A 23,209-nucleotide genomic window follows, 5' to 3' on the forward strand; every position below is an offset into this window, starting at 1 on the left:
GGATTTCAACCGTAGCGCGCAATGTGTAATATCTTGTGAACACCCACTAGCCGCTGGTTCTTGTCACTGTTACATTTCCGGCCATGAACACGCAAAACACCACTCCTACCCGCAAGATCCTGGTCGTCGACGATGATCCCCGACTGCGCGATCTCCTGCGCCGCTATCTGTCGGAACAAGGGTTCAATGTATTCGTGGCCGAAGATGCCAAGGAAATGGGCAAACTGTGGCAACGCGAACACTTTGACCTGCTGGTTCTCGACCTGATGCTGCCGGGCGAGGATGGCCTGTCGATCTGCCGCCGCCTGCGCGGCGGCCACGACAATACTCCCATCATCATGCTGACCGCCAAGGCCGAGGAAATCGACCGGATCGTCGGCCTGGAAATGGGAGCCGACGATTACCTGTCCAAGCCCTTCAACCCGCGCGAACTGCTGGCCCGCATCAATGCGATCCTGCGCCGCCGCGGCACCGAAGAGCACCCGGGCGCGCCCAGCCAGGAAAACGAGTCGATCGCCTTCGGCCCGTACGTCCTGAACCTGTCCACGCGCACCCTCACCCGCAATGGCGAGCAGGTGCCGATCACGACCGGCGAATTCTCGGTCCTGAAGGTTTTTGCCCGCCATCCAAAGATCCCGCTGTCGCGCGACAAGCTGATGGAACTGGCCCGCGGACGCGAATACGAGGCGTTCGACCGCAGCCTGGATGTGCAGATTTCGCGTCTGCGCAAATTGATCGAACCCAACCCGTCCAAACCCGTTTTCATCCAAACCGTCTGGGGCCTGGGATACGTTTTCGTTCCGGATGGCGGCAGTTGACCTAATGGCCCGCCCCGGGCAGGAGCGCCGTCTCGTGCCCCGCATGCGCAGACTGTTCAGAAACCTGACCTCGCGGTTGCGTCTCGGCCTGTTCGGACGCACCTTTCTGCTGCTCGCGGCACTGATGCTGGTCAGCCTGGGCGCCTGGCTGCAAGTCTTCTTCAGCATGGAGCTGGAGCCGCGCGCCAATCAGATGGCGCAGCGGGTGATCACGGCCGTCAATATCACGCGTACGGCCCTGGTCTATTCGCATACGGACGAGCGCAGCAAGCTGCTGCTGGACCTGGCCACCAACGAAGGCATCCAGGTCTACCCGCGCGAGCTCACCGACTTCACCGAGGCGCTGCCCGACGACGACTACTGGCAACGGGTCGCGCAGCATATCCGCGTGCGTTTCGGACCCGAAACCCAGATCGCCTGGGGGGTCAACCAGGTACCCGGCTTCTGGGTCAGCTTCCAGATCGACCAGGACCTGTACTGGCTGGTCTTCGAGCGCGAGCAGATCGGCCTGACCGGCGGCATCGAATGGCTGGGCTGGGGCGCCACGGCGCTGCTGCTGTCGCTGGTCGGCGCGGCCGTCAGCGTGGGGTTCGTCAACCGGCCGCTGTCGCGGCTGGCGCGCGCCGCCCAGGTGCTCTCGCGCGGCGAAACGCCCGCGCCGCTGCCCGAGCAAGGTCCGCTGGAAATCCGCGACCTGAATGCCCTCGTTCAACCGCATGGCCAAGGACCTGCGGCAGGCCGAGGCCGATCGCGAGCTCATGCTGGCCGGCATTTCACACGACCTGCGCACGCCGCTGGCGCGCATGCGCCTGGAAATCGAGATGAGCGGCGTCTCGGAGGACGCCCGCCAGGCCATCGACGAGGACCTCGGCCAGATCGACCACAGCATCGGGCAGCTGATGGAATACGCGCGCCCGGCCGGAACCCTGCCCCAGCTCGCCACCGACATTTCGTCGGTGCTGGCCGAGCTGTATGAGCGCGAGCGCAGCTATACCGCCTCGCTGGGCGGCGAGCTGGAAGCCTCGATCGATCCGGGCCTGCGGGCGCGCATCACGGCGCTGGATCTCAAGCGCATCGTCAGCAATCTGATCGAGAACGCGCGCCGCTACGGCCGCTCGCCCGACGGACTGGCCCACCTGGCCATCAGCGTGCATTCGGAAGGCAATATCCTGGCGATCGAAGTGGCCGACCGCGGCCCCGGCATCGCCCCCGAGGAAGTCGACCGCCTGCTGCGTCCGTTTTCGCGTGGAGAAGCGGCCCGCACCGGCGTCAGCGGCGCGGGGCTAGGCCTGGCGATCGTCGAACGCCTGCTCAAGCACGTGGGCGGCTCGCTGCGCATGCTGCCGCGCCAGGGCGGCGGCCTGATCGCGCGGATAGAGTTACCCAAAGCCAAATTTAGAAATTATCAATTAGACAGCGAAAACCAATAGCGTAGAATTTAGGGCTTGAGGCCTTGCCTGCCTTAATTCCACCAACTTACTGGGAGCACCACATGAAAACTGTTGGCGACAAACTCGAGCCTTTCAAGGTTACCGGCGTCAAGCCCGGCTTCAACCAGCATGAAGAAAACGGCGTTTCGGCTTTCGAGGACATCACCGAAAGCTCCTTCCCCGGCAAGTGGAAAGTGATCTATTTCTACCCGAAGGATTTCACCTTCGTGTGCCCGACCGAAATCGTCGGCTTCAACAAGCTGGCCAAGGATTTCGAAGACCGCGACGCCGTCCTGCTGGGCGGCTCGACCGACAACGAATTCGTCAAGCTGGCCTGGCGCCGTGAGCACCCGGACCTGAACAAGCTGGGTCACTACCAGTTCGGCGACACCACCGGCGCGCTGATCGATCAGCTGGGTGTGCGTGAAAAGGGTGCCGGCGTCGCGCTGCGCGCCACTTTCATCGTCGACCCCGACAACACGATCCAGCACGTTTCGGTGAACAACCTGAACGTCGGCCGCAACCCTGAAGAAGTGCTGCGTCTGCTCGACGGCCTGCAAACCGACGAGCTGTGCCCGTGCAACCGTTCGGTTGGCGGCGCCACGCTGTAATTTCCCCGGCCCGGCTCGTCCGGGCTTTCATTGCTCCAGACTATAGGGAAAAACTATGGAATTCCTTTCTACCATTAAGGATCAACTGCCGGATTGGGCCAAGGACATCCGCCTGAATCTGGACGCCGTGATCGCACGCTCCACCCTGGCGCCGGAAGACGCCCTGGGCGCCGCGCTGTCGGCCGCGTTCGCCGCGCGCAGCCAGTTGCTGATCGACGCCTTCAAGGGTGCGCTGTCGAAGACCGACGCCAATGCCGCCCTGACCGCTTCGGCGCTGATGGGCATGAACAACACCTGGTATCCGTACGTCGAAATGACCGGCGACGCCCAGTTGAAGAGCCTGCCGGCGCAGCTGCGCATGAATGCCTACGCCACCCATGGCGGCGTGGACAAGAAGCGCTTCGAGCTGTTCGCGCTGGCCGCCTCGATCATCGGCAAGTGCCATTTCTGCGTGCAGTCGCACTACGAAAACCTGAAGAAGGACGGCCTGACCGTCGAACAGCTGCGCGACGCGGGCCGTATTGCCGCCGTCGTCAACGCAGCCGCCCTGGCGCTGGCCGCGCAGGGCAAGTAAGCGCCCCCCGCGGTGCGCCGGCCTCCCCCGCCGGCGGCCGCAGCCGGCCCCTGCGCGGGGCCGGCACTCATTCCCTTCCCTCGCCCAGCCGCCGCCACTCGCGCGGCGAGCAGCCCAGCGCCCGATTGAACATGGCCGTGAACGCGCTCGGGCTCTGATAGCCGAGATCCAGCGCCACGTCGGTGACCGCCTGGCCGTCGCCCAGCCGCCGCACGGCGTCCAGCAGGCGGGCCTGCTGGATCCAGCGCGCGAAGCTCAGGCCCGTTTCGTCGAGAAAACGCCGGTACAGCGTGCGCGCGCTGAGCTTCAGCCGGCGCGCCTGCGCCTGGGCGCTGTCGAATGCCGACAAGTCGGCCAGCGCCCGCTCGCACAGGCCACGCAGCGCCGCGCTCTCGGGCAGCGGCAGATCGAGGCCGCAGCGCGGCAGCCGCCGCAGTTCGGCCACCATCAAGGCGCTGAGCAGGCCATATTCCTCGTCCAGCGCGCCGTCGCTGGCCTCGTGGCGCTGGGGCGCGTCGCGGGTGGAGGGCGCATCGGTGCTGGCGCGCACCACCAGCTCGCGCATCAGCGCAGTCATGTCCAGCACGGCGCAATCGTCGGGCATGCCCCGCACCAGCGCCGCGTCGATGTACAAGGACCGCATGTCGACCGCGCTGCTCATGCGGATTTCGTGCACCGTGCGCGCCGGGATCCATAACGCGCGCATCGGCGGCACCACCCACAGCCGGCGCCGGGTCGCGACCCGCATCACCCCCGACGAGCCGCACAGGAACTGCGCGCGATCGTGCCAATGCGGCTTGACGTGCGCGTCGGCCGGATAGCGGTTGCGCCGCGTGACGACAGCCGGCGCGCGCGCATGGGCAACCGAGATGGCTTCGGCGGCGGGTTTGTCCATTTCTCGATAGTTTTGGTCGAATTCAAGAAGGACAGAATAGCGCAGCCAGCGCACACTGGCATGCATCCTCATTACGACGCCTTCGCCATGGACGCTCCCGCAGCAAGCACGCCCGCCCCTCCCGCCGCCTTCCCGCGCAGCGTCACGCTGTTGCTGAACGTCGCGCACGCGCTGGACCATATGTTCCTGCTGATCTTCGCGACGGCGGTCGCGGCCATCGCGGCCGATTTCGGTTTTGCGCGCTGGGAGGACCTCATGCCCTTCGGCGTGGCGGCCTTCTTCCTGTTCGGCCTGGCATCGTGGCCGGCCGGCCGCCTGGGCGACCTGTGGGGCCGGCGCCGCATGATGCTGCTGTTCTTCTTCGGCCTGGGCGCAGCCGCGCTGCTGTGCGCGCTGACCCGCAATGCCTGGCAGCTGGCCGGCGCGATGGCGCTGATCGGCGCGTTCGCCGCCATCTACCATCCGGTGGGCATTCCCATGATCGTGCAGCACGCGACCAACCCGGGCGCGGTCATCGGCGTCAACGGGCTGGCCGGCAACCTGGGCGTGGCCCTGGCGGCGCTGGTCACCGGCGTGCTGGTCCAATGGCTGGGATGGCGGGCGGCCTTCGCAGTGCCCGGACTGCTGTCGATCGCGTGCGGCCTGCTGTTCATGCGGGTATGCCCCGCCGAGGACGAGCCGCCGGCCCGCCGCAAGAGCCGCGCCAGCGTGCTGCTCGACCCGCGCCAGCTGGCGCGGGCGTTCGCGGTCATGACGGCGGCCGCCGTCACCGGCAGCCTGCTGTTCAACTTCACCACCAACGGCAATGCCCAATTGCTGGACCAGCGTTTTCGCGGCATCGTCGAAGACCCGGTCGCCCTCGGCGCCATGCTGGCGTTCATCTATGTGGTGGCATCGCTCACGCAGGTGGTGGTGGGGCGCCTGATCGACCGGGTCGCGCTCAAGCCGCTCTACCTGTGCATGGTGCTGGCGCAGATCCCGCTGCTGGCCTGGGCGGCCGTGGCGCAGGGCTGGGCCCTGTTTGCCGCGCTGCTGGGAACCATGGTGTTCATTTTCGGCGCGATCCCGTTCACCGACGCGATGATCGTGCGCTATGTGGACGACCGCAGCCGCTCGCGCGTGGCCGGCATGCGGCTGACGGTGTCGTTCGGCGTCAGTTCGCTGGCGGTGTGGCTGCTAGGGCCGGTGGTCAAGCAGGCAGGCTTTGGCAGCCTGTTCGCGGGCATGGCCGTCATCGCCGCCTGCACCGCCACCATGGTGCTGCTGCTGCCCAGCGAGCGGCCCGAGCCGCAAAGCGCCCCGGCCGCTAGCTGTGAACTGTCAATAGGTTGTATTCGTCCAGGTTGAGTCTGGAGATGGGTACAGCGCGCCCGATGCCTTGGTGGGGTCGATGCCAGTTGTAGTGGTGTAGCCAGGATTTCATGGCATCGGCTCGGTGTTGGGAGTTCTGGTAGGTGTGAGCGTAAGCCCACTCACGCAAGGCCGACTGGATGAAGCGTTCGGCCTTGCCATTGGTCTGTGGGCGGTAAGGTCGGGTAAAGCGGTGCTTGATGCCCAGCTCATGGCACAGCGCGGCGAAGGCGCGGCTGCGAAAGGCCGAGCCATTGTCGGTGAGCAAGCGCTGGATGGTCACGCCCAGGCGCTGGTAGTAGGCCACTGCGTCCTTGAGGAACTGGACGGCGCTGGGGAAGCGCTCGTCGGGGTGGATGTCGGTGAAGGCCACGCGGGCGTGGTCATCGATGGCCACGAAGACGAAGTCCCAGCCGGCCCCCTCAACGGTATCGCGTCGGTTGCCCGTGACCCGGTGACCAGGGCGCTGGATACGTCCCAGCTTCTTGATGTCGATGTGCAGCAGATCGCCGGGGGCCTGATGCTCGTAGCGCACCACCGGCTCGGCCGGCTCCAGGTCGGCCAGGTGCGACAGACCGGCGCGGGCCAGGACGCGGCTGACGGTGCTGGCTGACACGCCCAGCGCCTGGGCGATGCGCGCTTGGGTCAGCCGCTTGCGGCGCAGCTCCACGATAGCCAGCGCCTTGGCCGGCGCAATCGCTCGGGGCGAGACCGTCGGGCGCGAGGACGCATCGGCCAAGCCCGCCTGGCCCTGAGCCAGGAAGCGGCCCAGCCATTTGCGCACAGTCGGCGCGGTGACCCCATGGGCGCGGGCCGCTTCAGGCACACAAACTTGATGGGCGATCAATTGCTGGACCATTTCGAGTCGACGTAGGAAGGTCAATCGGGCATGCTTATGGGTGTTCATCCGGCCGGGCTCCTTGAGTGAACTGGGGGGTTGGCGATTTCCAGTTTCTCAAATCCGGTTCGGATGAACCATGCATACAACCTATTGAATCTTCACACCTAGTCCTTGTCGCGATCCACCAGCCGGTGGCGTGCCTGGCCCAGGTGAAACTGCATGGCAATGCGCGCGCGCTCGGCGTCCTGCTCGCGGATGGCGCCCAGGATGGCCGCGTGCTCGTCGGCCACGCGCTGCGCGCGCTGGCGCGAACCGGTGCGCGTCAGGCTCAGGGTCAGGCGCATGAAGCCGCTGATCGACTCGTGTATGGTTTCCAGCACGCCGAGGTAGAAATCGTTTCCGCTGGCCTCGGCGATGCTGGCGTGGAAAGCCAGGTCGGCCTCTGGCGAGACGCGGCCATGCTCCAGCTCCTCGACGAAGGCGGCATGCGCCTCGCCGATCTTGTGCAATTGCTCGTCGGTGCGCCGCAGGGCCGCCAGGCGGGCCGCATCGCCCTCCAGCGCCACGCGCACTTCCTGGGCGCGCAGGTAGGCCCCGACGTTCTGCACGTCGCTGAACGTCTTCAGGCGCGGCGCGGGCTGGTGGCTGACGAATGTGCCCAGCCCCTGGTGCGCCGTCACCAGTCCGTCGGCGCGCAGGCGCAGCAGGGCTTCGCGCACCACCGGCCGCGACACGCCGAATTTCTCGCAGATTTCGTGCTCGGAAGGCAATTTGTCGCCCACGTTCAGGCGCCCCGAGGCGATCTGGTCGAAGATCTGCCCGTACAGCTGGTCGGCCAACCGCACGCGCTGGCCCCGCTCCAGGTGCAGGGCGACGCCGCCGTCGGCGTCGACGGCGGCGGACTTGGCGGACTCTTGCTTGCGGGCCACGGGCACTCCTGACTGATCACTGCGGTTGCGCCATCGTACGTCATCGCGCGGCGCGCCGCGCGCCAGGATCACTGGCGATCGCCCGCCAGCAACGCGCGCGCCACCGGCGCCACGCGCTCGCGGTCGGCCGGATCCAGCCCGCTCAACAGCGGCAGCATGGGCCCCATGTCGGCCACGCCGGCCAGCGTCACAGCGTCGTGCAGCACGCGGATCGGGCTGATCCCGTCGCGGCAATCCTCCAGCGGGATATAGGCGGCGCGCACCTGTTCGGCCGCCTCGAAATCGCCTTGGTGCAGCAGATGCAGCAGGCGCATCGAGCCGCGCGGCGCCACGCAGACCGACCCGGAGGTGAAGCTGCGCAGCCCGAACTGGCGGAAGTGCACGATGGCCGGCCGCTCGCCGATGCCGCTGACGATCCAGCGCGGGTCGACTTCCTTGAGCAGTGCATCCAGATAAGGATCGCGCGCGGGATCCTCGCGCACCACCGCGTATTTCAGGGCTGCGATGCGGCCTTCGCCGATCAGGCGCGCCACCGTGGCCGGCGCCAGGTAGTCGGACGACTTGATGTAGACGACCGCCGGACGGTCCATCGCGTCGCTGAACCGGCGGATGCCGTCGGCCAGCCCGGCGTCCGTATACGGAAACGACATGGGCAGCAGCATGGCGGTGGGAAAGTCGCGCGTGCGCAGGATGGCAGCCTGGTCCATCAGCTTGCCGTAGTCGGGGCCGGCCGACGGCAGCACCCAGGTATCGGGGCCGGCGGACTCGGCCAGGAAGTCCAGCAACTGCGCGTACTCGCTGACCTGCACGTGGTAGAAGTTGGCATTGCCGCCGTACATCACGCTGCGCACTCCGCCTGCTTCCAGATGACGCAGCACCGCCTGGTTGGCGGCCGGATTGAGCGTCAGATCGGCATGGCGCGCCAGCGGCGGCACGGCAATGACGGAGCGCTGCAGGTCATCAGGGGTAACCGGGGTGGTTTTCATGAGCACGGCTCCTGCAAAATCTACGGTTGTATATGTGTTGGCGTGAAATTTTTTAAAAGTATACTTGGTTGACAAGTTAAATACTAATAAATATATTGTCTAATAAGTAGCGTAGCATGGCGGCATATCGTCGCGCCCTCCGCGGCGACGTGCTCCGGCCGCCGCACCACACCACGCGCACCCGACGCGCACGAGGAGACACACGACATGTTTGCCATCCCCACCAACAGGGTGCGCGGCGTACTGGCCGCGTTGCGCCAGGGCAGCGTGCGCGCGCGCCTGCAGGAACAGGGCGCGCGGCCGTCGGGCAATACCCTCGAACCGTTCAAGGCTTTCATGGCCGACGAAGCCCGCAAGCGGGCCCAGGTCGTCCGGCAATCTGGCGCCACGGTGGACTGACACCTGCCCAGGCAAACGCGGCGGCCGATAGCGCGTGGCCGGCCGCCGCGCCATAAAACAACACGTGCGCTGGAGACATCGTGAACAAACTGAAATCGCTGCTGGCCGCCGCCGGCATGGCCGCGTGCGCGGTGGGCGCCGCGCACGCGGCCTCATACCCCGACAAGCCGATCACCATGATCGTGCCCTTCGTGCCGGGCGGCTCGTCCGACATCACGGCACGCGCCGTCACGCCCGGCATGACCAAGATCCTGGGCCAGAGCTTCGTGGTCGAGAACAAGCCGGGCGCCAACAGCGCGATCGGCGCGCAGGCGCTGGCCCGCTCCACGCCCGATGGCTACACCATGATGGTGGGCTCGATCGGCACCTTCGCCATCAATGAAGCGCTGTACAAGAAGCTGGCCTACAACCCCAGCAAGGACTTCTCGTACCTGACCCAGGCCGTGCGCAATCCCAACGTGCTGGTGGCCCCGCCCTCGTTCCCGGCCAATACCGTGGCCGAGCTGATCGACTACGCCAGGAAGAATCCGGGCAAGGTCTCCTATGCATCCTCGGGGACCGGGTCGTCCGACCACCTGTCGGCCATCCTGTTTCGCCAGCGCACCGACACCACCGGCGTGGACGTGCCGTACAAGGGCGGCGGCGCGGCCATCGCCGACCTGCTGGGCGCGCAGGTCAACGTGTCGTTCCAGAACCTCGGCGCGGTGCAGACGCACATCAAGGGCGGCAAGCTGAAGGCGCTGGCCATCACCGGCGACAAGCGCGTCGGCGAGCTGCCCGACGTGCCCACGCTGGCCGAAGCCGGCGTCAAGGACATGGTGGTCTATTCCTGGCAGGGCTTCGCCGTGCCCAAGGACACGCCGCCGGCCATCGTCAAGCAGCTGGCCGAGGCCTTGCGCACCACGCTGCGCGATCCGCAGGTCGAAAAAACCCTGCAGGGGCTGGGCTTCGAAGTGGTCGCCAATACGCCGGCCGAATTCAGCCGCTTCCAGCAGGACGAAGTCAAGCGCTGGCGCGAGGTCATCGAAAAGGGCGGTATCCAGCTCGAATAGGCGCGCCCGCCCCGGCCTGCGGCGCGCTTTGGCGCACCGCAGCGCCCAGCCGAGGCAGAATCAAGTAGCATTTTCGCTTTGCCACCCTAAGAATCAGACGACATGACCACCAAGCACCGCATCATCCAGGTAGGCTCCCTGGCCGGATCGCCGACGGCCAATCGGCGACTCGCCGACGAATACGATGTGCTCGAACTGTGGCAGCAGGCCGACCGTGCGGCCGCGCTGGCCCGGCATGGCAAGGGCGTCACCGCGCTGGTCACCTCGGCCAATTTCGGCGCGGATGCCGCGCTGATCGACGCGCTGCCCGATCTCAAGGCGATCTGCAGCTGGGGCGTGGGTTACGAAACCATCGACGTCGATGCCGCCCGCAAGCGTGGCGTGCTGGTCAGCAACACCCCCGATGTGCTCACCGATTGCGTGGCCGACCTGGCCTGGGGCCTGCTGATTTCGGGCGCCCGCCGCATGGCGCAGGGCGACCGCTTCGTGCGCGCCGGCCAATGGGGCCAGGTGCATGGCAGCATTCCGCTGGGCACGCGGGTCAGCGGCAAGAACCTCGGCATCATCGGCCTGGGCCGCATCGGCGAAGCCATCGCCCGGCGCGGCGACGGCTTCGACATGCAGGTGCGCTACCACAACCGCCGCCGGCGCGACGACGTCAGCTATGGCTACGAAAGCTCGCTGGCCGACCTGGCGCGCTGGGCCGATTTCCTGGTGGTCGCCACGGTGGGCGGCCCGAGCACCCGCCACCTGGTCAACCAGGAAGTGCTGGAAGCGCTGGGCCCCAAGGGCCTCATCATCAACATCGCCCGCGGCCCGGTCATCGACGAAGCCGCGCTGGTGGCCGCGCTGCAGGCCGGCAAACTGGGCGGCGCGGCGCTGGACGTGTTCGAACACGAACCCTTGGTGCCCGACGCGCTGAAAGCCAGCGACGACACCGTGCTGCTGCCGCACATCGGCAGCGCCACCTTCGAGACCCGCATGGCGATGGAAAACCTGATGCTGGACAACCTGGCCTCGTTCTTCAAGACCGGCGACGTCATCACCCCCGTATAGGGCGCCTGCCCATTGCGCGCCAATCCCGCCCAATCAAGCGGGAATTGGCGCGTTTTCCTGGACAATCCATCCCGGCCCGGCCGGTTTATCGGCCGCGGCGCCGCGCCTAAGCTGGACGTTCCCCCGATTTCACACGGAGACGTCCCATGGCTGACCATTCCATCCAAGGCAAAGTCGCGCTTATCGCCGGCGGCGCCAAGAACCTCGGCGGCCTGATCGCCCGCGACCTGGCCGCCCACGGCGCCCGCGCCATCGCCATCCACTACAACAGTCCGGCATCCAAGGCCGACGCCGACGCCACGGTCGCGGCGCTGCAGGCCGCCGGCGCCCAGGCGGTGGCGCTGCAGGGCGACCTCACCACCGCGGCCGCGGTGGAAAAACTCTATGCCGACGCGGTGGCCGCCGTCGGCCGGCCCGACATCGCCATCAACACCGTGGGCAAGGTACTGAAGAAGCCATTCTCCGAGATCAGCGAGGCCGAGTACGACGAGATGGCCGCCGTCAACGCCAAATCCGCGTTCTTCTTCCTCAAGGAAGCCGGCCGCCACGTCAACGACCACGGCAAGATCGTGACGCTGGTCACCTCGCTGCTGGGCGCGTTCACGCCGTTCTATTCGGCCTACGCGGGCACCAAGGCGCCGGTGGAGCATTACACCCGGGCCGCGGCCAAGGAGTTCGGCGCGCGCGGCATCTCGGTCACGGCGGTGGGCCCGGGCCCGATGGACACGCCCTTCTTCTACGGCCAGGAAAGCCCCGAAGCGGTGGCCTATCACCAGAGCGCCGCGGCGCTCTCGCCCCACTCGCCCACCGGCCTGACCCACATCGAGGACGTCGTGCCTTTCATCCGCCACCTGGTCAGCGACGGCTGGTAGATCACCGGCCAGACCTTGCTGATCAACGGCGGCTACACCACCAAGTAAGGCGGCCGGAGCGGGAACGGCTATGCTTTCGGCTGCGCCTGGCGCATTCCGAAAGCGAGCCTCATGGACAGATTCGACCAATACCGTGTCTTCGCCCAAGTCGCGGAGATGGGCAGCTTCATCAAGGCGGCCCACGCGCTGGAGCTGCCGCGCGCCTCCGTATCCGCCGCGGTCCAGCAGCTGGAGGGCCAGGTCGGCGCCCGGCTGCTGCATCGGACCACGCGCCAGGTACGCCTGACCGCCGACGGTACGCAACTGCTGGAGCGGATCCGCCCCCTGCTGGCCGAGGTCGAGGACATCGACCAGCTGTTCCAGGCCAGCCAGCGCCAGGCGGCCGGCAGGCTCAACATCGACGTGCCCAGCCGCATCGCGCGGCGCCTGGTCGCGCCCGCCCTGCCCGCCCTGCTGCGCCGCCATCCGCGCCTGCAGCTGGCGCTGGGCTCGGGCGACCGCGCCATCGACCTGGTACGCGAGGGCGTGGACTGCGCGGTGCGCATCGGCGTGCTGCACAGCAGCAGCCTGGTGGTGCGGCCGCTGGGCAGCCTGGCCTTGATCAACTGCGCCAGCCCGGCCTATCTGCGCGAACACGGCGAACCCGGGCACCCGGACGAATTGGCGGCGGGCCACTGGACGGTGGGCTACGCCAGCCCACAGACCGGCCGCGCGCTGCCCTGGGAATGCGCCACGCCGCGCGGCGGCACGAATCTCGTCGAGGCGGCCAGCCGGGTGGTCGTCAACAACGCCGAGAGCTATATCGCCTGTTGCCTGGCCGGGCTGGGACTGATCCAGATTCCCCGCTACGACGTGCAGCACCTGCTCGACGGCGGACAACTGGTGGAGGTCATGCCGGACCGCCGCGCCGCCTCCATGCCGGTGGCGCTGCTCTATCCGCACCGGCGCCAGCGCTCGCGGCGGCTGGCCGTCTTCCTGGAGTGGTTCGAGGCGCTCATGCAGCCGCACCTCGAAGCCTGAACCATCAGGCTTCGCGCTCTTCCGTCTTGAGGTGGTTGTCGTGGGCGAAATCGACCACGAACTTGTACGCCAGCGGTTCGAGCTCGCGCAGGCGCTGGTCGACCACGACGCTGCGCACGCCGTCGATGACGACCGGCAGCACGTAGGGCGAGTAGGTAAGGTGGTTGCCGGCGCTGCCGGGCGGGCGGAACTGGGCCATGACGCCGGCCAGGCGCTCCGCCCAGTCGCTCGGGCGAAAACGGACACCGCTTTCGGTGACGCCGTGGATAACGAATTGTTTGACGCGAGTTGCCATGTGACCTTCACTGCGGGCTTCGCGCGCGGACGCCGGGATCGGCCGCGTCTCAAACATGCGACCCGCGCCGCGAATTGTATATGATTGATCTTTTGGCCCGCGCCCGCCCTCGGGCAGGCGTCGGCCCACGACCGGCTTTCCGGCCGGCGCACGCCGCCGGCGCGCGCCGGCCCTCCGGTTCCGCCCCCTTTTTCGTGGAGAACCCCGCGATGTCCTCTGCCCTGGCCAACATCTACGCCCGCCTGCCGGTGTCCTTCACCCACGGCCGCGGGGTCTGGCTCTGGGACACCGGCGAGCGGCGCTATCTCGACGCCCTGGCCGGCATCGGCGTCTCGTGCCTGGGACACGGCCATCCGGGGCTGGTGGCGGCCATCTCCGAACAGGCCGCGCGGCTCATCCACACGTCCAATATCTACGAGGTGCCGCAACAGGCGGCCCTGGCGCGCCGCCTGGCCGAGCTGTCCGGCATGAGCGAGGTGCTCTTCAACAACAGCGGCTCGGAAGCCAACGAGGCGGCCATCAAGCTGGCGCGCTACTACGGCTACAAGCAAGGCAATACGCACGCCCACATCATCACCATGGATTCGTCCTGGCATGGCCGCACCCTGGCCACGCTGGCGGCCACGGGCAGCGACAAGGCCCGCCAGGGCTTCGGGCCCATGCCGTCGGGGTTCATCCAGGTGCCCTATAACGACCTGCCGGCCATCCGCGCCGCGGGCGAGGCCGAGCCGCGCGTCACCGCCGTGCTGCTGGAAGTCCTGCAGGGCGAAGGCGGCATCCGCCCCTCCGACATGGCGTTCCTGCAGGGGGTGCGGCAGCTGTGCACCGAACGCGGCTGGCTGCTCATGATCGACGAAGTGCAATCGGGGATCGGGCGCACCGGCAAGTGGTTCGCCCACCAATGGGCCGATATCCGCCCCGACGTCATGACCCTGGCCAAGGGCCTGGCCGGCGGCGTGCCCATCGGCGCGATGCTGGCCGCCGGCCCCGCCGCCGGCGTGTTCGCGCCCGGCAGCCACGGCACCACCTTCGGCGGCGGCCCGCTGGCGTGCGCCGCCGGCCTGGCGGTCATCGATGCGATCGAGCAGGAAGGCCTGCTCGGCAATGCCCACGAGGTGGGCGCCCACCTGCATGCCGCGCTGGCCAGCGAACTGGCCGGCGCGCCCGGCGTCATCGAGGTCCGCGGCCGCGGCCTGATGCTGGGCATCGAGCTGGACCGGCCCTGCGGCATCCTGGCCACCCGCGCCATGGAAGCCGGCCTGCTCATCAACGTGACGCGCGAACGCGTCGTCCGCCTGCTGCCTCCCCTGATACTCTCCGGGGAGGAAGCCGACCAGATCGTCCGGATCCTGGTGCCGCTGATCAAACAGTTCCTCGCTCAACAGCAATAACCAACAGCGCGCCGCGGCCATGAGCCCAGGCGCAAGACCTGCGACATCATCATGACTCCTCCCACGACCCAGAACGGCCCCTTGCGGCACTTCCTGCAATTCAAAGACTTCTCGCCCGCCGAGATCGCCTACGTGCTCGAACGCACCCGCATCATCAAGGACAAGTTCAAGCGCTACGAACCGCACATGCCGCTGCACGACCGCACGCTGGCCATGGTGTTCGAGAAAGCCAGCACGCGAACCCGCGTCTCCTTCGAGGCCGGCATGTACCAGATGGGCGGCTCGGTCATCAACCTGACGTCCAACGACTCGCAGCTGGGCCGCTCCGAGCCCATCGAAGACACCGCGCGCGTGATTTCGCGCATGGTCGACATCGTCATGATCCGCACCTTCGAGCAGACCCGCATCGAGCGGTTCGCCTCGCATTCGCGCGTGCCGGTCATCAATGGCCTGACCAACGAATACCACCCGTGCCAGATCCTGGCCGACATCTTCACCTACATCGAACACCGCGGCCCCATCGCCGGCAAGACCGTGGCCTGGATCGGCGACGCCAACAACATGTCGTACACCTGGCTGCAGGCCGCCGAAATGCTGGGCTTCACGCTGCATGTGTCGACGCCCGCCGGCTACGAACTGGACCCGGCCCGCATCGGCGCGCCGGCCGCCGGCGTGCTCAAGCAATTCAAGGACCCGATGCAGGCCTGCCAGGGCGCGCACCTGGTGACCACCGACGTCTGGACCAGCATGGGCTACGAAGCCGAGAACGAGGAGCGCCGCGCCGCCTTCGCCGACTGGTGCGTGGACGCCGAGATGATGGCCGCCGCCGACCCGCAGGCCGTGTTCATGCACTGCCTGCCGGCGCACCGCGGCGAGGAGGTCACCGGCGAAGTCATCGACGGCGCCCAGAGCGTGGTCTGGGACGAGGCCGAGAACCGCCTGCACGTGCAGAAGGCGCTGATGGAATTCCTGCTGCTGGGCCAGCTCGCCTGAACCGGCGCGGCCCGCGCGGCCACGGGCGGCCGGGCGCAGCGCCCCGGCGCCGTCCGGCCGCCTGCGCCCAAAAGCGCTAAAATGCCCCGTTAGACTTCTTGTTTGACGGCCCGTTGCTGTCAAAGTCCTGTTGGCGTTTCACCTCAAACAATGACTACTATTCTCCCGAACCTTCCTACCGGCCAGAAGGTCGGCATCGCCTTTTCCGGCGGCCTCGATACCAGCGCCGCGCTGCTGTGGATGCGCCAGAAAGGCGCCGTGCCCTACGCGTACACCGCCAACCTGGGCCAGCCCGACGAGCCGGACTACGATGAAATCCCCCGCCGCGCCATGCAATACGGCGCCGAAGCCGCCCGCCTGGTCGACTGTCGCGCGCAACTGGTCGCCGAAGGGATCGCCGCGCTGCAAGCCGGCGCCTTCCATATCTCGACCGCCGGCCTGACCTACTTCAACACCACGCCTATCGGGCGCGCCGTCACCGGCACCATGCTGGTGGCCGCCATGAAGGAAGACGGCGTCAACATCTGGGGCGACGGCAGCACGTTCAAGGGCAACGACATCGAGCGCTTCTACCGCTACGGCCTGCTGACCAACCCGGACCTGAAGATCTACAAGCCCTGGCTGGACCAGACCTTCATCGACGAGCTGGGCGGCCGCGCGGAAATGTCCGAGTACATGCGCCAGGCCGGTTTCGACTACAAGATGTCGGCCGAGAAAGCCTACTCGACCGACTCCAACATGCTCGGCGCCACCCACGAGGCCAAGGACCTGGAGCTCCTGAGCGCCGGCATCCGTATCGTGCAGCCCATCATGGGCGTGGCCTTCTGGCAGGACAGCGTGCAGATCAAGGCCGAGGAAGTGACGGTGCGCTTCGAGGAAGGCCAGCCGGTCGCCCTCAACGGCGTCGAGTACGCCGACCCGGTCGAACTGCTGCTGGAAGCCAACCGCATCGGCGGCCGCCACGGCCTGGGCATGAGCGACCAGATCGAGAACCGCATCATCGAAGCCAAGAGCCGCGGCATCTACGAAGCCCCGGGCCTGGCGCTGCTGTTCATCGCCTACGAGCGCCTGGTCACCGGCATCCATAACGAAGACACCATCGAGCAGTACCGCGAGAACGGCCGCAAGCTGGGCCGTCTGCTGTACCAGGGCCGCTGGTTCGACCCGCAGGCCATCATGCTGCGCGAAACCGCACAGCGCTGGGTCGCGCGCGCCATCACCGGCGAAGTCACGCTCGAACTGCGCCGCGGCAACGACTACTCGCTGCTGAACACCGAATCGGCCAACCTGACGTACGCGCCCGAGCGGCTGTCCATGGAGAAGGTGGAAAACGCCCCCTTCACGCCGGCCGACCGCATCGGCCAGCTCACCATGCGCAACCTCGACATCGTCGATACCCGCGAAAAGCTGTTCACCTACGTCAAGACCGGCTTGCTGGCCCCGTCGGCCGGCTCGGCGCTGCCGCAGATCAAGGACGGCAAGAAATAGGCGGCAACCGCGCGAGGGTGCCTGTCCCTGCCGGGACAGGCACCCTTTTGCCGCAGGTGTCGCCCCCCATGCCGGAACAGGCGCCTACAGTTCCACCTGCATGCCCATTTCCACCACGCGGTTGGGCGGAATCTTGAAAAATCGGGTGCTGCGGGTCGAGTTGCGCGCCATGAAAGCGAACAGGGCGCGACGCCAGCGCGCCATGGCCGGCCGCCGGGCCGCGACCACGGTCTGGCGCGACAGATAGAACGAGGTCCGCATGGGTTCGAGGTCGATCTCGGGATAGGCCTCGGCCACCTGGCGCAAGGCGTCGGGCACGTCCGGATCTTCCTTGAAGCCGTAGTTGATGCTTGCTTGCCAGCTCGACGCGCTGATCTTGTGCATCTCGAAGCGCTCGTCCTCCGAGACGTAGGGCACATCGGCCACCCGGATCGACAGGAACAGCACGTGGTCGTGCAGGACCTTGTTGTGCTTGAGATTGTGCAGCAACGCCGGCGGCACGTTGCCGGCGTTCATGGTCATGAAGATCGCCGTGCCCTGCACCCGCGCCGGCGGGAACGCCTCGAGCTGCGTCATGAACTCCCGCAAAGGCTGCCGGTCGCGCGCCTGCATGTCGGCCAACAGGCGGCGACCGCGCCGCCACGTCATCATGAGCGTGAACACCACCACCCCGACCAGCAAGGGCAGCCAGCCACCCTCGTGGATCTTGAAGATATTGGCGCCGAACAGCAGGATGTCGATCACGAGCAGCGCGCCCAGCAGCACCATCCACAGCACCCGCTTGCCGCCGGTGGAATCGCGCGGCAACACCGCGAACGCCAGCACCGAGGTCGTCAGCATGGTCCCGGTCACGGCAAAACCGTAGGCGGCGGCCAGGTTCTCGGAATTGCGAAACAGCAGCACCAGCACCAGCACGGCGCACAGCAGCAAGGCATTGACCTGCGGCAGGTAGATCTGCCCCTTCTCGACCGCCGAGGTGTGCAGGATCTGCATGCGCGGCCAGAAACCCAGCTGCACGGCCTGCCGCGTCACCGAAAAGGCGCCGGAGATCACCGCCTGGGACGCCACCACGGTGGCCACCGTGGCCAGCCCGACCAGCGCCGCCAGCCCCCATTCGGGCGCCATCAGGAAAAACGGGTTGCGGATCGCCGCCGGGTCGCGCAGCAGCAACGCGCCCTGGCCGAAATAGCACAGCGTCAGCGCCGGCAACACCATGGCGAACCAGGCGCGCCGGATCGCCGGCCGCCCGAAATGCCCCATGTCCGCATACAGGGCTTCGGCGCCGGTCAGCGCCAGCACCACCGCGCCCAGCAACAGGAAACTCATCACCGGGAACTCGGCGATGAAGCGCAGCGCCCACACTGGATTGAGCGCGGCCAGCACCTCCGGTGTCAGCCAGATTTGATAGCCGCCCAATACCGCCAGCGTCGCGAACCACAGCGCCATGATGGGACCAAACAGCTTGCCCACCGCGCCGGTGCCGTGCGACTGGATGGCGAACAGCGCAACCAGCACCACCAGCGCCACGGGCACCACCCAGGGTTCGAGCGTGTGCGACACGATGCTGATGCCTTCGAGCGCCGACAGGACGGAAATCGCCGGCGTGATCATGCTGTCGCCATAGAACAGCGCCGCGCCGAAGATGCCCAGCACGATCAGCAGCCAGCGCGCCCTGCCCTCGCGGCCGCGCACGGCCAGCTCCAGCAGCGCCAGCGTGCCGCCCTCGCCCCGATTGTCGGCGCGCAGCACCAGCGTCACATACTTGAGCGACACCACGATCATGAGCAGCCAGAACAGGATGGAAAGCACCCCCAGCACGTGGGCAGGCTGCAGGTCGTCGATGGTGTTCAGACAGGCGCGCAAGGTATACAGCGGGCTGGTGCCGATATCGCCGTACACCACGCCCAACGCCCCCAGCATCAATGCCATGCGCGACGACGGCGCGTGGATGGCGGTCTTGGCGTCGCGGGGCGCGCCGGCGGCGGTGTGGGTCATGATGCTCGTTCTTGTCGGGTGAGTTGCGTACCGATGCGCGGGCCGGGAAACACCACCGACAGCCGCGTGCCCCCATACTCGGGCCGGCTGGACAGCTTCCACCACGCGCCATGGGCGTGCGCGATCTCGCGCACGATCGCCAGCCCCAGGCCCGAGCCGCCAGCCTTGGCATCGGGCGCGCGGTAGAAGGCCTCGAACACGCTGTCGCGCTCCTGGGGGCTGATGCCCGGGCCGTCGTCCTCGATGATCAGCGCCGGCGGATTGACGCCTATGGTCAGGCAAATGCGGCCGCGCGGCTTGCCGTAGCGCAGCGCGTTATCGATCAGGTTGCCCAGCATTTCGTCGAGCAGCAGCGGGTCGCCATCGATCCAGACCGACTGTTCGGGCGCCACCAGGTCGATCTCGGCCTGCGCGGCGCGCACGCGCGGAATCCACTCGGCGCCGCTGGCGCGGACCCATTCGCACAGGTCCAGCCGAATGAAGCGGTCCTGCGGCCGCGCGTCGGGATCGGCGCGCGCCATCACCAGCAATTGCTGGCCCAGCCGGATCATGCGGTCGCTGACCGCCTTGATGCGCTCGGCGCGCATCCGCACGTCCTCGGGCAGGGGCCGCGCCAGCATCAGCTCGGACTCCAGGCGCAGCCCGCTCAGCGGGGTGCGCAGCTGGTGCGCCGCGTGGCCGATGAAGCGGCGCTGGGCCGCCAGCGACGCGTCCAGGCGGCCCAGCAGGTCATTGATATGCGTGACCAGCGGCGCAATCTCGGCCGGCAGGCCCGCCACTTCCATGGGCTGCATGTCGTCGATCGAGCGCTGGCGGATTTCCTCGGCCAGATGATTGACCGAACGCAGGCCCGAACGCACGCCGCGGATGATGACGCCGGTGAACAGGGCGATCAGGACGATCTGGCCCACCACCATCAGCCAGAAGAAGTCTTCCAGCATCCAGATCGACATGTCGATCTTGTGCGTGATCACCCAGGTCGCGGCCAGATCCAGCAGCACCAGCAGCAACACCGGCGGCATCAGGCGCAGCACGAGGTGGCGCGCCAGCGAGCCGCGCGGCAGCTTCCAGCCTACGGGATCGGGCGGCGGCGGTGTGGGAGGAAGGGAATTCATGGTCGGAAGGCTGGCGGGGCCGGCATGCCCCGGGCCTGGGTCCGCCGGCCCGGGCTCATCACGCCGCTTCCACGTCCAGCATGTAGCCGAAGCCGCGCACCGTCTGGATGCTGGCGCCGGATCCCTCGAGCCGCTTGCGCAGGCGGTAGACATACACCTCGACGGCATTCTCGCTGAAATCGGCATCCCAGGCAGACAGGGAATTGACGATCTGGCGTTTGGTCACGACCCGGCCGGAACGCGCCATCAGCATTTCCAGCACGGACAGTTCGCGCACCGACAACGCCAGGCGCGTGCCGTTGGCGCGCACCTCGCGCCCGACGGTGTCGAACACCAGCGGGCCGACCTCGATCTGGGGCTGCGCCTGCCCGGACCGGCGGCGTCCCAGGGCGCGCACGCGCGCCGCCAGTTCGGGCAGGTCGAAAGGCTTGGTGACATAGTCGTCGGCGCCGGCATCCAGACCCGCCACGCGGTCGTCCAGGCCGTCGCGCGCGGTGAGGATCAGTACCGGCACCTGGTTGCCGTCCTGGCGCAATTGGCGCAGTACGTCGAGGCCGCTCATGCCGGGCAGGTTGAGGTCCAGCAGGAGGAGATCGTAGGGCTGGCCCGCCAGGGCTCCCAGGACCTTGTCGCCCTCGGTCAGCCAATCGACCGCATACCCCTGGTCGGCCAGAAACTCCTGGAGCGCGTGGCCCAGGGTGGTGTCATCTTCGATTACGAGTACTCGCATTCCGCGATTCTAGCGCGATCCGGGCCGACGGCAAGGCCCGCGCCCGCGGCGCGGACACCCCGGGAGCGGGAGCCGTGGCCGGTCAGGGCGCAGCGGGTGCGGCCGATGCGCCGGCCTCGCCGGGCGCGCCCTGGGGCGCGGGGCTGGTGATGAAGCCGATGCGGGTCATGCCCGAACGACGCGCCGACGCCATGACCTGGGCCAGCGTCTCGTAGCGGGTTGCCTGGTCGGCGCGGATGCGGATCTCGGCCTGCGGCTTGTCGCCGGCGATCGCCTTGAAGCGGTTGGGCAGGTCGTCGATGCTGACCGGCTTCTCGTCCCAGAACAACGCGCCGTTGGCGTCGATGGCCAGGTCGATCGTCTTGGGCTCTTCCTCGATCTGCTCGGCGCTGACCTGCGGAATGTTGATGCGGATCGAATGGGCCAGCAGCGGCGCCGTGATGATGAAAATCACCAGCAGCACCAGCATGACGTCGATCAGCGGCACCATGTTGATCTCCGACACGGTGTGGCTGCCCGAGCCCTTGTTGTCGAAGCTGCCGAAAGTCATTATTCGCTCCCCCGGCCATGCTGGCGGCGCAGGGCACGCACCTTGCCGTCGGACACCGCCACCTGCTGGCCGGTGGTCAGGAAGGCGAACAGGTCATGCGCGAACGCATCCAGGCGCGACAGGAACACCCGGTTGTTGCGCACGAAGGCGTTGTACGCCAGCACCGCCGGGATGGCCACCGCCAGGCCCAGGCCGGTCATGATCAGGGCCTCGCCCACCGGGCCGGCGATGCGGTTGATGGTCACGCCATCGGACAGGCCGATGCCGACCAGCGCGTGATACACGCCCCACACTGTGCCGAACAGCCCCACGAACGGCGCGGTCGAACCCACCGAAGCCAGCACCGTCAGGCCGTTCTCCAGCTTGGCGGTTTCCTCGTCGATGACCTTGCGCATGGTGCGCGACACGAACTCGCCATTCGAACCGCTTTCCTCCAGCTTGGTAGCGCCGAACTTGGCATGGTGCTGCTGCGCGTGCATGGCGTGGCTGGCCAGGTGCGAGAACGGGTCGCGCGCACCGTGCGTGACGATTTCGTTCTCGACCTGTTCGAGCGAGCTGGCATTCCAGAACTTGTTGAGGAAGTGCGCGGCGCGCTTGCGCATACCCATGTTGCCCACCACCTTGACCACGATCAGGTACCAGGTGACCAGCGACATGACGATCAGGATGATGAACAGCGTCTTGCCCACGAAGTCGCTTTGCGCGACGAAGTGCAGGAATCCCATGTCCGGCGTGGCCAGCGGCGCGGGCGGCACGGCGGGCGCCGCCGCACTCAGAGCCTGGGCGGCCTGGTTGACCGCCTCGGTACCTGCCTGGGCAGCCTGGTTGAGCGCTTCGGCGCCGGTCTGGGCAGCAGCGCCTGCGGCCTCGCCGGCCTGCTGGGCCAGCGGCGCGGCAGCGGGCGCGTCCGGCGTGGCCGCCGCCGAGGGCGTGGCCGCTTGCGCCACCAGCGTGGCGGTGTTGATAGCGTTGGACATCTCAGTTCCTCATCACGAAATCGAACGGTAATTTGGCCTTGGCCGGATACGCCACGCCATTACGGGTAAGGGGTTTGAAGCGGGCCTTGCGCGCGGCGGCCAAGGCCGACTCGTCCAGGCGCGAAAAGCCGGACGAGGTATCGATGCTGGCGCGATCGACCAGGCCCTGGGTGCTGATTTCCACCAGCACCACCACCCGCCCTTCCTCGCGCAGGCGCTTGGACGCCATGGGATAGACGGGCATGGGGCGCGCGCCCTGGTATTCGACGCTGGAGACCATGATGGGCTCGTCCGGCGGCGGCGCCTGGCGCGGCGCCTGCGTCACCTGCTGGGCCCCCTGAGGCGCGCCGGCAGGCGGCGTCTCGATCTTCTTGGGCTCCGGGGGGACCTCGGGTTTGGGTTGCGGCTTGGGCTTGGGTTTCGGTTTGGGTTTCGGCTTGGGCTTGGGCGCCGGTTCGGGCGGCTTCTCGACCACCGGCTCGGGTTCGGGCTCGGGCTCGACCACCGGCTCGGGTTCCGGCTCCGGCTCGGGCTCGATCACCGGCTCGGGCTCGGGCGGCGTCTCCTCGACCGGCGTGGGCGGCTCGGGCGTGGGCTCGGCCTGCGCCAGCTGCGGCAGGGGCGCCTCGATGATGCTGACCATCACCGCCTCGGGCTCCAGCAATTCGGGGCGCTCCGTCTTGGACAGAAACACCGCGCCTATGACTGCGGCATGCAGGGCAAGAACGGTAAATCCGGCGCCCGCGCGCAGGGCAAGCGACGTATGCGATGAAAAAGACCGACCAGATTGGGGGCTAGGCATGAATCAGCCAGGTACATTGACAATTCAGCCGGATGGCATG

23 protein-coding genes and 1 pseudogene are annotated in these 23,209 nt (G+C 67.5%); 13 read left to right on the plus strand and 11 right to left on the minus strand.

Translation table 11 applies throughout. From position 1 onward, the window contains the following. The first annotated feature begins 83 nt into the window (after positions 1–83). The 4 genes and pseudogenes from risA (at position 84) to BN118_RS13905 (ending at position 3,433) form a co-directional block, all read left to right on the plus strand. Positions 84–818 carry a response regulator transcription factor RisA gene (risA, locus tag BN118_RS13885; RefSeq protein ID WP_003813882.1) on the plus strand — a complete coding sequence of 245 codons (735 nt, stop codon included), beginning with the start codon at positions 84–86 and terminating at the stop codon, positions 816–818. Between the two features lie 34 nt (positions 819–852). Beyond that, positions 853–2,248 (plus strand): annotated as a pseudogene (risS, locus tag BN118_RS21255) (sensor histidine kinase RisS). A gap of 62 nt (positions 2,249–2,310) precedes the next feature. Then, entirely contained in the window at positions 2,311–2,859 is a 549-nt protein-coding gene (locus BN118_RS13900; RefSeq protein ID WP_003813886.1) for a peroxiredoxin, read from the plus strand. A gap of 55 nt (positions 2,860–2,914) precedes the next feature. Then, a complete protein-coding gene (locus BN118_RS13905; protein WP_014905950.1) occupies positions 2,915–3,433 on the plus strand; it encodes a carboxymuconolactone decarboxylase family protein in 519 nt (172 codons plus the stop codon). A 67-nt stretch (positions 3,434–3,500) separates the two neighbouring features. On the opposite strand, the gene BN118_RS13910 is transcribed toward BN118_RS13905, so the two are convergent. After that, positions 3,501–4,328, minus strand: a complete 828-nt coding sequence (locus BN118_RS13910; protein ID WP_010931533.1) for an AraC family transcriptional regulator — start codon at positions 4,326–4,328, stop codon at positions 3,501–3,503. A 60-nt stretch (positions 4,329–4,388) separates the two neighbouring features. Between BN118_RS13910 and BN118_RS13915 the strand changes: the two genes are divergently transcribed. Further along, positions 4,389–5,675, plus strand: coding sequence for an MFS transporter (locus BN118_RS13915; protein ID WP_227914971.1), 1,287 nt, complete (start codon positions 4,389–4,391; stop codon positions 5,673–5,675). Here BN118_RS13915 and BN118_RS13920 read toward each other — a convergent pair. From BN118_RS13920 to BN118_RS13930, 3 genes are all read right to left on the minus strand, one after another. After that, positions 5,635–6,585: an IS481-like element IS481 family transposase gene (locus tag BN118_RS13920; protein WP_014905922.1), complete on the minus strand. Its 951-nt coding sequence runs from the start codon at positions 6,583–6,585 to the stop codon at positions 5,635–5,637. The genes BN118_RS13915 and BN118_RS13920 overlap by 41 nt on opposite strands. A gap of 98 nt (positions 6,586–6,683) precedes the next feature. Beyond that, positions 6,684–7,454, minus strand: a complete 771-nt coding sequence (locus BN118_RS13925; RefSeq protein ID WP_003812919.1) for a FadR/GntR family transcriptional regulator — start codon at positions 7,452–7,454, stop codon at positions 6,684–6,686. Between the two features lie 62 nt (positions 7,455–7,516). Further along, entirely contained in the window at positions 7,517–8,434 is a 918-nt protein-coding gene (locus tag BN118_RS13930) for a dihydrodipicolinate synthase family protein (protein WP_003812921.1), read from the minus strand. Positions 8,435–8,641: 207 nt separating this feature from the next. Here BN118_RS13930 and BN118_RS13935 point away from each other — a divergent pair, with 207 nt between their 5' ends. The 5 genes from BN118_RS13935 to BN118_RS13955 all read left to right on the plus strand — a co-directional run bounded on the left by BN118_RS13935 (position 8,642) and on the right by BN118_RS13955 (position 12,833). Further along, a complete protein-coding gene (locus BN118_RS13935) occupies positions 8,642–8,833 on the plus strand; it encodes a hypothetical protein (RefSeq protein ID WP_003812923.1) in 192 nt (63 codons plus the stop codon). Between the two features lie 80 nt (positions 8,834–8,913). Further along, complete coding sequence (locus BN118_RS13940) at positions 8,914–9,885, plus strand: Bug family tripartite tricarboxylate transporter substrate binding protein (protein ID WP_003812927.1); 972 nt, start codon at positions 8,914–8,916, stop codon at positions 9,883–9,885. A gap of 102 nt (positions 9,886–9,987) precedes the next feature. Next, positions 9,988–10,941, plus strand: a complete 954-nt coding sequence (locus BN118_RS13945; RefSeq protein WP_014905951.1) for a 2-hydroxyacid dehydrogenase — start codon at positions 9,988–9,990, stop codon at positions 10,939–10,941. Between the two features lie 146 nt (positions 10,942–11,087). Then, positions 11,088–11,813, plus strand: a complete 726-nt coding sequence (locus BN118_RS13950) for an SDR family oxidoreductase (protein WP_010931528.1) — start codon at positions 11,088–11,090, stop codon at positions 11,811–11,813. 111 nt (positions 11,814–11,924) lie between these two features. Continuing rightward, positions 11,925–12,833, plus strand: coding sequence for a LysR family transcriptional regulator (locus BN118_RS13955; protein ID WP_003820369.1), 909 nt, complete (start codon positions 11,925–11,927; stop codon positions 12,831–12,833). Positions 12,834–12,837: 4 nt separating this feature from the next. Here the strand turns inward: BN118_RS13955 and BN118_RS13960 are convergent, their stop codons facing one another. After that, complete coding sequence (locus tag BN118_RS13960; RefSeq protein ID WP_003812933.1) at positions 12,838–13,128, minus strand: DUF3579 domain-containing protein; 291 nt, start codon at positions 13,126–13,128, stop codon at positions 12,838–12,840. A gap of 209 nt (positions 13,129–13,337) precedes the next feature. Here BN118_RS13960 and BN118_RS13965 point away from each other — a divergent pair, with 209 nt between their 5' ends. The 3 genes from BN118_RS13965 (at position 13,338) to argG (ending at position 17,000) form a co-directional block, all read left to right on the plus strand. Beyond that, positions 13,338–14,519, plus strand: a complete 1,182-nt coding sequence (locus BN118_RS13965; protein ID WP_010931526.1) for an aspartate aminotransferase family protein — start codon at positions 13,338–13,340, stop codon at positions 14,517–14,519. A 51-nt stretch (positions 14,520–14,570) separates the two neighbouring features. Next, a complete protein-coding gene (argF, locus tag BN118_RS13970) occupies positions 14,571–15,512 on the plus strand; it encodes an ornithine carbamoyltransferase (RefSeq protein WP_003812938.1) in 942 nt (313 codons plus the stop codon). A gap of 150 nt (positions 15,513–15,662) precedes the next feature. Continuing rightward, positions 15,663–17,000 (plus strand): argininosuccinate synthase, encoded by a 1,338-nt coding sequence (gene argG / locus BN118_RS13975; RefSeq protein WP_003820367.1) that lies wholly within the window; start codon positions 15,663–15,665, stop codon positions 16,998–17,000. Between the two features lie 84 nt (positions 17,001–17,084). Here argG and BN118_RS13980 read toward each other — a convergent pair whose 3' ends face one another. From BN118_RS13980 to BN118_RS14005, 6 genes are all read right to left on the minus strand, one after another. Beyond that, positions 17,085–18,995, minus strand: coding sequence for a potassium transporter Kup (locus BN118_RS13980; RefSeq protein ID WP_003820366.1), 1,911 nt, complete (start codon positions 18,993–18,995; stop codon positions 17,085–17,087). Further along, positions 18,992–20,110 (minus strand): sensor histidine kinase, encoded by a 1,119-nt coding sequence (locus tag BN118_RS13985; protein ID WP_014905952.1) that lies wholly within the window; start codon positions 20,108–20,110, stop codon positions 18,992–18,994. Before BN118_RS13985 ends, BN118_RS13980 begins: the two co-directional genes overlap by 4 nt. Positions 20,111–20,168: 58 nt before the next feature. Beyond that, positions 20,169–20,840, minus strand: coding sequence for a response regulator transcription factor (locus tag BN118_RS13990; RefSeq protein WP_003812947.1), 672 nt, complete (start codon positions 20,838–20,840; stop codon positions 20,169–20,171). Between the two features lie 82 nt (positions 20,841–20,922). Next, a complete protein-coding gene (locus tag BN118_RS13995; RefSeq protein WP_014905953.1) occupies positions 20,923–21,390 on the minus strand; it encodes an ExbD/TolR family protein in 468 nt (155 codons plus the stop codon). Then, positions 21,390–22,367 carry a MotA/TolQ/ExbB proton channel family protein gene (locus BN118_RS14000; protein WP_010931525.1) on the minus strand — a complete coding sequence of 326 codons (978 nt, stop codon included), beginning with the start codon at positions 22,365–22,367 and terminating at the stop codon, positions 21,390–21,392. Before BN118_RS14000 ends, BN118_RS13995 begins: the two co-directional genes overlap by 1 nt. A 1-nt stretch (position 22,368) precedes the next feature. After that, entirely contained in the window at positions 22,369–23,169 is an 801-nt protein-coding gene (locus BN118_RS14005; protein ID WP_010931524.1) for an energy transducer TonB, read from the minus strand. Positions 23,170–23,209: the final 40 nt, after the last annotated feature.

Source organism: Bordetella pertussis 18323, assembly GCF_000306945.1.
Taxonomy (GTDB): Bacteria; Pseudomonadota; Gammaproteobacteria; order Burkholderiales; family Burkholderiaceae_B; genus Bordetella; species Bordetella pertussis.

Bases quoted from the DNA above. Each gene is read 5' to 3' on its own strand.
- risA (WP_003813882.1), top strand. From the start codon at position 84: ATGAACACGCAAAACACCACTCCTACCCGCAAGATCCTGGTCGTCGAC.
- BN118_RS13900 (WP_003813886.1), top strand. From the start codon at position 2,311: ATGAAAACTGTTGGCGACAAACTCGAGCCTTTCAAGGTTACCGGCGTC.
- BN118_RS13905 (WP_014905950.1), top strand. From the start codon at position 2,915: ATGGAATTCCTTTCTACCATTAAGGATCAACTGCCGGATTGGGCCAAG.
- BN118_RS13910 (WP_010931533.1), bottom strand. From the start codon at position 4,328: ATGGACAAACCCGCCGCCGAAGCCATCTCGGTTGCCCATGCGCGCGCG.
- BN118_RS13915 (WP_227914971.1), top strand. From the start codon at position 4,389: ATGCATCCTCATTACGACGCCTTCGCCATGGACGCTCCCGCAGCAAGC.
- BN118_RS13920 (WP_014905922.1), bottom strand. From the start codon at position 6,585: ATGAACACCCATAAGCATGCCCGATTGACCTTCCTACGTCGACTCGAA.
- BN118_RS13930 (WP_003812921.1), bottom strand. From the start codon at position 8,434: ATGAAAACCACCCCGGTTACCCCTGATGACCTGCAGCGCTCCGTCATT.
- BN118_RS13935 (WP_003812923.1), top strand. From the start codon at position 8,642: ATGTTTGCCATCCCCACCAACAGGGTGCGCGGCGTACTGGCCGCGTTG.
- BN118_RS13945 (WP_014905951.1), top strand. From the start codon at position 9,988: ATGACCACCAAGCACCGCATCATCCAGGTAGGCTCCCTGGCCGGATCG.
- BN118_RS13950 (WP_010931528.1), top strand. From the start codon at position 11,088: ATGGCTGACCATTCCATCCAAGGCAAAGTCGCGCTTATCGCCGGCGGC.
- BN118_RS13955 (WP_003820369.1), top strand. From the start codon at position 11,925: ATGGACAGATTCGACCAATACCGTGTCTTCGCCCAAGTCGCGGAGATG.
- BN118_RS13960 (WP_003812933.1), bottom strand. From the start codon at position 13,128: ATGGCAACTCGCGTCAAACAATTCGTTATCCACGGCGTCACCGAAAGC.
- BN118_RS13965 (WP_010931526.1), top strand. From the start codon at position 13,338: ATGTCCTCTGCCCTGGCCAACATCTACGCCCGCCTGCCGGTGTCCTTC.
- argF (WP_003812938.1), top strand. From the start codon at position 14,571: ATGACTCCTCCCACGACCCAGAACGGCCCCTTGCGGCACTTCCTGCAA.
- argG (WP_003820367.1), top strand. From the start codon at position 15,663: ATGACTACTATTCTCCCGAACCTTCCTACCGGCCAGAAGGTCGGCATC.
- BN118_RS13980 (WP_003820366.1), bottom strand. From the start codon at position 18,995: ATGACCCACACCGCCGCCGGCGCGCCCCGCGACGCCAAGACCGCCATC.
- BN118_RS13985 (WP_014905952.1), bottom strand. From the start codon at position 20,110: ATGAATTCCCTTCCTCCCACACCGCCGCCGCCCGATCCCGTAGGCTGG.
- BN118_RS13990 (WP_003812947.1), bottom strand. From the start codon at position 20,840: ATGCGAGTACTCGTAATCGAAGATGACACCACCCTGGGCCACGCGCTC.
- BN118_RS13995 (WP_014905953.1), bottom strand. From the start codon at position 21,390: ATGACTTTCGGCAGCTTCGACAACAAGGGCTCGGGCAGCCACACCGTG.
- BN118_RS14000 (WP_010931525.1), bottom strand. From the start codon at position 22,367: ATGTCCAACGCTATCAACACCGCCACGCTGGTGGCGCAAGCGGCCACG.
- BN118_RS14005 (WP_010931524.1), bottom strand. From the start codon at position 23,169: ATGCCTAGCCCCCAATCTGGTCGGTCTTTTTCATCGCATACGTCGCTT.